The sequence below is a fragment of the Pseudoalteromonas sp. ESRF-bin5 genome, assembly GCF_002632075.1.
GTDB lineage: Bacteria > Pseudomonadota > Gammaproteobacteria > Enterobacterales > Alteromonadaceae > Pseudoalteromonas > Pseudoalteromonas marina.
Window position 1 is genome coordinate 1 of record NZ_NTLW01000308.1, and the last position, 9512, is coordinate 9512.

General features: G+C 40.5%; 10 protein-coding genes and 1 pseudogene. 2 read left to right on the forward strand and 9 right to left on the reverse strand.

Annotation, left to right across the window (positions count from 1 at the left end; translation table 11 throughout):
* The coding region (locus BCG07_RS18740) for a YcxB family protein (protein WP_286891501.1) at positions 1-384 on the forward strand (384 nt) is incomplete at its 5' end.
* Between the two features lie 51 nt (positions 385-435).
* Here BCG07_RS18740 and csrA read toward each other — a convergent pair.
* From csrA to BCG07_RS18770, 6 genes are all read right to left on the reverse strand, one after another.
* Positions 436-627, reverse strand: a complete 192-nt coding sequence (gene csrA, locus BCG07_RS18745) for a carbon storage regulator CsrA (protein ID WP_004587515.1) — start codon at positions 625-627, stop codon at positions 436-438.
* 91 nt (positions 628-718) lie between these two features.
* Complete coding sequence (locus BCG07_RS18750) at positions 719-1936, reverse strand: aspartate kinase (RefSeq protein ID WP_243531593.1); 1218 nt, start codon at positions 1934-1936, stop codon at positions 719-721.
* A 6-nt stretch (positions 1937-1942) separates the two neighbouring features.
* Entirely contained in the window at positions 1943-4543 is a 2601-nt protein-coding gene (alaS, locus tag BCG07_RS18755; RefSeq protein ID WP_243531595.1) for an alanine--tRNA ligase, read from the reverse strand.
* 19 nt (positions 4544-4562) lie between these two features.
* Complete coding sequence (locus tag BCG07_RS18760; protein WP_006794350.1) at positions 4563-5015, reverse strand: regulatory protein RecX; 453 nt, start codon at positions 5013-5015, stop codon at positions 4563-4565.
* On the reverse strand, positions 5015-5803 hold the full coding sequence (locus tag BCG07_RS18765) for a BPSS1780 family membrane protein (RefSeq protein WP_008129389.1): 789 nt from the start codon (positions 5801-5803) through the stop codon (positions 5015-5017). Before BCG07_RS18765 ends, BCG07_RS18760 begins: the two co-directional genes overlap by 1 nt.
* A gap of 77 nt (positions 5804-5880) precedes the next feature.
* Positions 5881-6504, reverse strand: coding sequence for a GTP cyclohydrolase II (locus BCG07_RS18770; protein ID WP_243531597.1), 624 nt, complete (start codon positions 6502-6504; stop codon positions 5881-5883).
* A gap of 643 nt (positions 6505-7147) precedes the next feature.
* On the opposite strand from BCG07_RS18770, the gene BCG07_RS18775 reads away from it, so the two are divergent.
* Positions 7148-8260, forward strand: coding sequence for an energy transducer TonB (locus BCG07_RS18775; protein ID WP_138740281.1), 1113 nt, complete (start codon positions 7148-7150; stop codon positions 8258-8260).
* 59 nt (positions 8261-8319) lie between these two features.
* Here BCG07_RS18775 and BCG07_RS18780 read toward each other — a convergent pair whose 3' ends face one another.
* The 3 genes and pseudogenes from BCG07_RS18780 to BCG07_RS18790 all read right to left on the reverse strand — a co-directional run.
* The gene (locus BCG07_RS18780; protein WP_008129036.1) at positions 8320-8832 is read right to left on the reverse strand and encodes a hypothetical protein; all 513 of its coding nucleotides are present in this window, start codon (positions 8830-8832) and stop codon (positions 8320-8322) included.
* A gap of 95 nt (positions 8833-8927) precedes the next feature.
* A complete protein-coding gene (locus BCG07_RS18785) occupies positions 8928-9377 on the reverse strand; it encodes a low molecular weight protein-tyrosine-phosphatase (protein ID WP_039038238.1) in 450 nt (149 codons plus the stop codon).
* A gap of 21 nt (positions 9378-9398) precedes the next feature.
* Positions 9399-9512: pseudogene (locus BCG07_RS18790) on the reverse strand (DUF3087 domain-containing protein); the annotation flags it as partial.

Below are 9512 nucleotides of genomic sequence, written 5' to 3' on the forward strand. Positions count from 1 at the left end.
CAGCCTAAGTATTTTTTACTGGTACTATTAGTTTCGCTTGGTTTATTTAGCATTTACGGTTTAGCTGATCATTATTTAGGAACATTTTTGATCATGGTTGCTGTACTCGAATGCGTTGCTTTTTATTATCGCAGGCCATGGTGGGTAACCAGACAAATGTTTAGCAGAGCATCAGGCTCAGAGGTTACGCTCACTTTTGATGATGAAGGCATTAAATCGGCAAACCATTACAAAAGCTATCAGCTCGCTTGGCAAGACATCACTGACGTAATCGAAACACCACAGGGCTTATTGATAAAAAATAAAAACAACATGCAATATATCTCTAAGCAAATACTCACAGATGAAATGCTCGACTTTATAAACAAAAAAGCCACTCAATGAGTGGCTTTTTGGCTTAGCTAAATAAATTATTTAGTTAAGTATACGTGTTGATTAAGCATTGCCCGGATTAGGGTTAGACTTTTCAGCTTGTATACGCATGTAAATCTCTTCACGATGCACTGAAACGTCTTTTGGTGCATTTACACCAATTCGAACTTGATTTCCTTTAACTCCTAAAACGGTAACTGTTACTTCGTCACCGATCATAAGGGTTTCACCTACTCTACGAGTTAGTATTAGCATTCTCTTGCTCCCATGTTCCAATAAAAATTATAAGATTCCGCTTATCCATATTAATGAAAAATAGACTAAAAAGTAAGTAAAAACTCACTATCTATCTACTTTCCGTTAAAAATACTTTGTGTAATGCACGAACAGCCAGTTCGAGGTACTTTTCATCTATTAAAACTGAAATTTTAATCTCTGATGTAGACACTAAAACTACATTAATATTTTCATTTGCTAAGGCATCAAAAAATAAACTAGCAACACCCCAGTGCGATTTCATTCCCATACCAACAGCAGATACTTTTGCAATGGTTGTTAGCCCGATTATATTTTCAGCACCTAAAGACACCTTTTGCTCGGTTAGTAACTCAAGCGCTTGCGGGTAGTCGTTCGAATGCACAGTAAAAGCATAGTCTATTTTTTCAAAGATATGATTAACTTGATTAATCATATCTATTTCGATGCCGTTATCAGCAAAAAGTTTCAATATTTTTACAAGATTTTGAGTGCCGCTTTGCACACTCTGTACCTTAATTAAGCACTCATCTGCATTAAATGCAATACCCGAAACAACTTTACTTGGCATATCGTCTTCCTCAAACGTAATCAATGTTCCTTCATCGGGATTAAAGCTCGAAAGCACCCTTAATGGAACATTGTGTTTACTTGCCGCCTCAACAGAACGAATATGCAATACTTTAGCACCTAAGCTTGCTAACTCTAGCATTTCAGCAAAGGTCACTTGGCTCATTCTTCGTGCGTTAGGTTCAACCCGAGGATCTGTAGTATATACGCCGTCAACATCAGTATAGATCTGACATTCATCAGCTTTTATAGCCGCAGCTATTTCTACAGCCGACGTATCAGTACCGCCTCTGCCAAGGGTTGTTATATTGCCTTCAACATCACGCCCCTGAAACCCGGCAATAATAGCAATACGGTTATGCTCAAGTTCATGCTTTAAACGTGTTGCTGCAATGTCTGTAATGCGGGCTTTACCGAACATATTATCGGTTTGAATATTAACTTGATCAGCTAATAGGCTAACGGCTGAATGGCCGCGTTTGATAATAGCCATAGCCAATAACGAAACCGATACTTGCTCGCCGGTACTAATTAGTACGTCGAGCTCGCGGTTACTAGGACGGGAATCTATTTGTTTGGCAAGGTTAATTAAGCGGTTGGTTTCTCCCGACATAGCCGAGAGCACTACAACCACTTGATGACCTTGTTGCCTAGTTTTAACAACAAGGTCGGCGACCGCTTCTATTCGCTCTATTGAGCCAACCGACGTGCCGCCATACTTCTGTACAATTAACGCCACTTAGGCTTAAGTACGCTCAATTAACCAAGCAGTAACGCTATCAAGTGCAGCAGCAAGGTTTTGTGGCTCAGAACCACCTGCTTGTGCCATGTCTGGGCGACCACCACCTTTACCGCCTACTTGAGAAGCCATGTGGTTTACAAGCTCACCGGCTTTTACTTTGCCAGTTAAGTCTTTAGTCACGCCCGCAATTAGACTTACTTTGTCACCGCTGGCAACACCGAGGGCAATAACACCTGAGCCAATCTTGTTTTTAAGGTCGTCAACCATACCGCGAAGCGCTTTAGACTCAGTGCCTTCAACATTTGCAACCAATAGCTTAACGCCATTAATTTCCACAATCGAATCAAGTAACGATGCACCTGCAGCGCTCGCTAGCTTATCGTTAAGCTGAGCAATTTGCTTTTCAAGGCCTTTAGACTTCTCAAGAAGCGCAGTTACTTTTTCAAGTACCGATGCGCTATCGCCTTTAACTAGCGCTGCTACATCGCTAAGCTGTTGCTCTTGCTCACTTACATAAGCAACCGCATCTGCGCCAGTTACTGCTTCTATACGGCGAACACCTGCAGCAATACCACTTTCAGATACTATTTTGAATAAGCCAATATCGCCCGCGCGTTCAACGTGTGTACCACCACAAAGCTCAATTGAGTAATCACCAATGGTTACTACGCGCACTTCGTCGTCGTACTTTTCGCCAAACAGCGCCATTGCACCTTTCGCTTTAGCATCATCAATAGCCATAAGCTCAGTGTTAAGTGCAAAGTTACGGCGAATTTCGTCGTTAACTACACGTTCAATGTCACGAAGTTCGTCTTTAGTTACCGCTTCAAAGTGCGAGAAATCAAATCGTAAACGATCCGCTTGAACTAACGAGCCTTTTTGGCTTACATGTTCACCTAATAACTGACGTAATGCTTCGTGTAAAATATGCGTAGCTGTATGGTTTTTCTTGATGTTCTCACGACGAGCATCATCAATAGTGGCATCCACTTTATCGTTAACACCAATACGGCCTTGTACTGTACCGTGGTGCGCAAATGCATTACCTAGTTTAGTAGTGTTAGTCACATTAAACTCGCCACCAGCCACTGTAATTGTACCGGTATCACCCGTTTGGCCACCCGATTCTGCGTAAAACGGTGTGCGATCTAGTATTACAATGCCTTCTTGGCCATCTTCTAATAACTGTACGGCCTCACCACCGGCAAACACTTCAACCACTGTCGCACTGTAGTGCGTGCTGTCGTAGCCTTTAAAGTCAGTGTGTTTATCTGATTTTAACTGCTCGTTGTAATCGGCACCAAATTTACCAGCTTGCTGCGCAGTTTTACGCTGTACAGCCATGCATTCTTCAAAGCCTTTATGATCAATGGTCATTTGGCGCTCACGCGCAACATCGGCGGTTAAATCGGCAGGGAAACCATACGTATCGTAAAGTTTAAATACTAAATCGCCAGGGATCACATCGCCCTTAAGGTCGCTTAAGCTTTCTTCTAAAATAGCTAAACCACGCTCAAGTGTTTTACCAAATTGCTCTTCTTCAATACGCAGTACTTTTTCGATAATTTCTTGTTGCTTAGCAAGCTCTGGGTACGCTTGACCCATTTGCTCAATAAGTGCAGCAACTAATTTAAAGAAAAACGCGCCTTGTGCGCCAAGCTTATTACCATGGCGTACCGCACGGCGAATAATACGACGAAGTACGTAACCACGTCCTTCGTTAGATGGCATAACACCGTCGGAGATTAAAAACGCACAAGAGCGAATATGATCCGCTACTACGCGAAGTGACTTATCGTCCATATCTTGCGCGTTAGTGACACTCGCCGCCGCTGCAATTAAGCCTTGGAATAAATCGATTTCGTAGTTTGAATGCACGCCCTGCAAAATAGCAGAAATACGCTCAAGGCCCATGCCCGTATCAACAGATTGCTTAGGTAATGGCAGCATAGTACCGTCGCTTTGACGGTTGTACTGCATAAATACGAGGTTCCAAATTTCGATAAAACGGTCGCCGTCTTCCTCTGGAGAGCCCGGAGGACCACCCCAAATATGCTCACCGTGATCGTAAAATATTTCAGAACACGGACCACACGGGCCTGTATCACCCATAGACCAAAAGTTATCTGAGGTAGCTATACGAATAATGCGATCTTCACTTAAGCCAATATCTTTTGACCAGTACTCAAATGCTTCTTCATCATCGTGGTAAATAGTAACAAGCAGTTTTTCCTGAGGTAATTTAACAACCTCAGTTAAAAACTCCCACGCAAACTTAATTGCTTCTTGCTTAAAGTAGTCACCAAAACTGAAGTTACCTAACATTTCAAAAAATGTGTGATGGCGCGCCGTGTAACCCACGTTTTCTAAATCGTTATGTTTACCACCGGCACGCACACAACGCTGCGAGCTTGTTGCACGTGTATATGGGCGAGATTCTGCGCCTAAAAATACATCTTTGAATTGCACCATACCGGCATTGTTAAACAATAACGTGGCATCGTTACCCGGAATAAGCGAGCTTGAAGGAACAACTTGGTGTTGCTTGCTGGCAAAAAAGTCTAAAAACTGTTGCCTAATTTGTGCGGTAGTCATGTGCTGCATGTGAAAATCTCACCTGTATTTACTGTGATTGCATTGCAAAATCGATTTGTTCGTAGCTAAAACCTCGATACATTAAGTAGCGCACGCGCTTAGCCTTGTCTTTGTAATCGAGGTTTGCCGGTGTATTTGAATATTTTTTGTTATACGCATCCTGCGCAAGCTCAAACCAGTCTATTTCAAGCTCTTCAACTACTCTTTCGAGTAGCGAACGGTCAATCCCTTTACCCATGGCCTCGCTTTGAATTCGCTTAAGCCCATGGCATTTAAAAATGTGTTTTCTTACAAAGCCTTCACAGTAACGTTGCTCGTTTATAAAATTGTGCTTTTCGCACCAATCAAGCAAGTTTTCGATAAACTCATCTGTGGCTTCTTTTTGCTGTAATTTAAAGGTTAACTCACGACGCGAGTATTCTTGGCGCCCGAGTAACCAAAGTACATAATTTTTTAATTTTTGTTTTAACTTATCATCCATTAAGCGTCAAAGCGTCCGCTTGTTTCACTGCTTAGTGGCTTAACATTTTTGTCGTCACTTGGTGGGACAATCGGCATAAAAATCGCCTGATAAGAAACAAAAAAACTAATGTAGCAAATCGGCATTAAAATCAACAGTGGTAAGAACGATAAGAACATAGAAACCGCCATAAATAGTACGCAAATAACGCCAAAAACACTCAACGGAAACAAATTATGATAAAAAACCATAAGCGATTGCTTAAGCGCCGTTAAAATACGTTGCTCTTTATTAAAATAAACAAGCGGTACCGCATAGGCAAAGGCCGTTAAATAAATAAGCATGGCCATAAAAAATAAAATAACACTCGCACCCGAAATACTCGCAATAGTTTGCTCAAGTGCAGCTTGAGGTTCAAGCCCTGGCTGGCTCATAATTGCCACGGCATCGGCAAATAAACCGTTTGCTAATAACGCCATTAAAATACCCGCACCCATTTGGTATAACGCCAAACGTACCAAGCCTAAACGGTTTCCTTTAGCTGAAAATGGCTTAAGAATGTCAGCCAACATTATTTTACCGCCTTGCTGTTTGGTCAGCACTGCTTGGTAAAAGCCAGCAGTTAAAAAAGGCGTAGCCAGTGCAGCAACCACTTGCAGTAAAGGTAAAAACAACGACAGTAAGCCCACAATGCCAATAAATAAATGCATAAAAATAAACGTCATTGGCTGGGTTTTAAAAATAAGCCATCCCGCTTTTAACCACTTTAGCCCGGCATCTGCTTTAAATACTCGTAATTGTGTAGACATACTTGCTCTTAATTTATAACGAAACACGCCAAGTATAACTTGGCGTTGGGTGGGATCACAGAGGCAGACCAGTAATATTAAGGTTTTTTAATTTTTTTAATATCTAGCATATGTGCGCCATGCTTTATTTTGGTTTCTAAGTAGGCTTTGTTACCTGCTACACCCGCCTTTATGTGTGCGTGTGTACCAATAACTGTATCAACTTCAATACCCGCATCTTTCAAAGCATTGAGTTTTTTAGGATTGTTGGTCATTAATTTAACGTGCTTTAAGTTAAGCGCATTAAGCATTAATACCGCATCCGAAAAGTCGCGTAAGTCGTCTGCAAAGCCTAAATAGTTATTGGCCTCGTAGGTATTCATACCTTGCGATTGCAATACGTAAGCATCAATCTTATTGTATAAACCAATACCACGGCCTTCTTGGCGTAAGTAAAGCAAAATACCGCCTTGCTCGTGCATCATTTCAATACATTCGTTTAACTGTTCGCCGCAATCACAGCGTGACGAATGAAAAACATCCCCCGTTAAACACTCCGAATGCATACGAATAAGCGGTACATCTTGCTCGGTATCGGCGTTGTTAAACACCATAGCAATATGTTCTTGGCCATCTTTTAGGTCAGTAAATGACACTATTTCTGCAGGGATATCACTATTTTTGCCAACATTAAGTTGGACTCTTGCTCTTACTTGCGCCACGACAAATCCAAATATTTAAATAACTACGACACGACAATAAAGTGATAATATCACAAAAGAGTAAAATTAGATCGTAGTACAACATTGTTTATCGCAATTATATGGCGACGACAGCGCCTGTTTTCAATGACTAACCTTAATTAACCCGAACTCGGGATAATAAACCTATCTCTAGCAGCTATTTTCAGCGCTAACTGCGTTGAATGTAATTGCAATAGGCCTGCTATTAACGCGTAAATTCGCCTTGTTTTCATTGAAAATCTCTGACTAGATAAAAATCTAAGATATCACTCTTATTCAATATGTTAGCAAGTCTCTTAACCAGCGTTCTTGTTAAGTAAAAAACACATTAAATCAACATATAACATTGGCTTTTCGTACCTATTTAATGACAATAGCTATCATCTGTAGTAAGTTATTTTTAGTTAAATTTATCTGAATTTTAAATAAAACGTTTAATAACACGAGAGTAATGACATTTAAGTCTACTGCTTTTTAACCAACGCTTTTAGTGAATAAAATTTAAATCTACTTGTAAAATTACATATCTTTTGCAAATAAATTTAATGTAGTTAGCGCTGTAATTACCACTTAGCATAGAGTTATTATTCAAAGTTCAGGTTCACAATTAATAAGGATCATTATGAAGCCACAACACCTTGCACTATTTGTTGGATTAAGCTTATCTGCCTTTACAAATAATACACTTGCTAGCCAAACTGACAACGCTAAAGCGGCTTTTTCAACTGCCTATCAAAGTTACCTAAACGCAGTAGAAACAAAACACGATATTGAGCAAGCCGCAAAACGAGCTTACACTACAGGCCTTACTTTTTACGGCGATAAAAGCGACAACACAGCAAACCTTGCTATTAATTATGCTAAAGCCATTACACCGCCAAGCACAACAAGCAACAAAAAAAACATAAGGCAGCAGCGTTATAGCCTATACTCGCAAGCGTATACAATTTTAGCTGATAACCACGGCAAAAATGCATTACAAACGCTCGACGCACTTTTAGGTAAAGCCGAAAATGCTAAATCAGCGTCTTTGGCAGAAGATCATCTCGAACGTATAATCGATATTGCTAAAGCACAAAATAAACCAAAATTTGTTGCCGATATGCAATTTGAAGCCGCGTCGTTGTTAGCAAGTAAGTTTGCACATAAAAAGTTTCGTGCAGCGCAAAAGTTATTGAACGAAGCCGATGAATACTACCGTGAAAATTTAGACGAAAACACGGTTGAGCGAATCAAAACAGACTTTTTAGTCGCCTCGTTTGCGCAAAGTAAGAGAAAATATAAAAAAGCGATTGAGCGTTTAAATCATGTTGTTTCGGTATTTGATAGCAACCTAAGCTTTGATCATAACGCCGAACTTACCGCGCACTCAAAACTTGTAAACCTTTACGAAAAAACAGGTCAAAGCGAACAAGCAACTAAACATTGTTTAGCTATTGCCGAAATGGTGCCATGGAAAGACTCACAAGAACAAACACCGGTATACCGCCAACCACCTAAGTACCCAGTAAATAAAGCACGCCAAAATACAGATGGTATTGTTGTTCTTCAGTTTGATGTAGACACTGCCGGGTTTGTAAAAAACTCATCAGTAATAAGCTCAGAAGGTGGCCACGCATTTGAAAAGTCAGCATTAGAGGCACTTAAAAAATGGCGTTATGCCCCCAAATTTGAAAACGGAAGCCCCGTAGTAGCAAGCACCCAGGTGCAAATAGATTTTAAAATAAACCGCTAGCGGTTTTACAAATAAAAAAGGCGCTATTTAGCGCCTTTTTTATTTTTATTCACGACGCCCTAAAATTCGTAACTAATACGAATAGCACCATCGGCTCTTTTTTCGTTGCTGTCACTTGTTTTACCATAGCCCGCATCAAGTATTAGTCTAAAACCACTATTATTTAAGCCGTTAAAGTTATAACTGTATGTAAGCCCAATACCATTTGTGGTTTCATCATCAAATATTTGCCCTAGCGCACATCCAAAAATATTACCTAGCTCGCTAGCAATATCGTCAGTGTTTGTGCTTTCACATGGTTGGTCGGTATCACGTGCGCCAATAGCCCCAACTAACACACCCAATGCGTGTTTATTGTTATCACTAACTGCGTGTTCAAAACCCACTGAAAAGCCATCATCTAGGCCAATTTTATAGTTTGCGTACCAGCGTTGAGAATTGTTATCTGCCGATAAAGACACTTCAGGTACAACCAAGTAAGGGTAGCCACCCCCAATCGAAAAGCTCACATCATTAGCAAAAGCAGAACCCGAACCAAGTGATAGAACCAGTAGTAATATTTTTGTATTCATAATATTCCTTTTGAGTAAGGATAAATCGTACTCAATTGAGGAACAAAGGGCAATAAAACAAATGTTCGTTAATGTAACAAACTGATAAGAGGCGCTTACATTTTAGCAAGTATGTTATCGCTGGCCGCTTCTATTAAATCAAGTACGTTTTCAAAGCCGTCGTCACCACCGTAATAGGGATCAGGTATGGCACTTGTGCTTTGCTCCCCGTACTCTAAAAACAACGCTAACTTATAGTGTAAATGCGTTGGGCACTGCTCTTTTAAATCAGTTAAATTTTGTTTGTCGGCTGCTAAAATTAAATCAAACTCGTTAAAGTCGCTAGTGCGAACTTTACGCGAGTGTATTCCTTTAAAGCTATAGCCGCGCTTTTCACCCGCCGCCATTGAACGGCTATCGGGGGATTTTCCTTCGTGATAGCCAATTGTACCTGCAGAATCGACCACCACCTTTACACCCAAGGCTTTTGCACGCGCTTTTAAAACCGCCTCAGCAGTAGGTGAACGGCAAATATTACCTAAACATACAATCAGTACCTTTTTCATAGCGGCTCCTTAAATTAGGCTTTAAAACTGTTTTAATATGCTCTCTTCGTAATCGTCAGCATTTAGCGTTAAATTAAACTGCGCAGCAACCGAATCTAACTCAGCTTGTTTAATGGCTAGGTCTTCCATTGTTAT

Coding starts and splice junctions, on each gene's coding strand:
- csrA (WP_004587515.1), bottom strand. CDS start 627: ATGCTAATACTAACTCGTAGAGTAGGTGAAACCCTTATGATCGGTGAC.
- alaS (WP_243531595.1), bottom strand. CDS start 4,543: ATGCAGCACATGACTACCGCACAAATTAGGCAACAGTTTTTAGACTTT.
- BCG07_RS18760 (WP_006794350.1), bottom strand. CDS start 5,015: ATGGATGATAAGTTAAAACAAAAATTAAAAAATTATGTACTTTGGTTA.
- BCG07_RS18765 (WP_008129389.1), bottom strand. CDS start 5,803: ATGTCTACACAATTACGAGTATTTAAAGCAGATGCCGGGCTAAAGTGG.
- BCG07_RS18775 (WP_138740281.1), top strand. CDS start 7,148: ATGAAGCCACAACACCTTGCACTATTTGTTGGATTAAGCTTATCTGCC.
- BCG07_RS18780 (WP_008129036.1), bottom strand. CDS start 8,832: ATGAATACAAAAATATTACTACTGGTTCTATCACTTGGTTCGGGTTCT.
- BCG07_RS18785 (WP_039038238.1), bottom strand. CDS start 9,377: ATGAAAAAGGTACTGATTGTATGTTTAGGTAATATTTGCCGTTCACCT.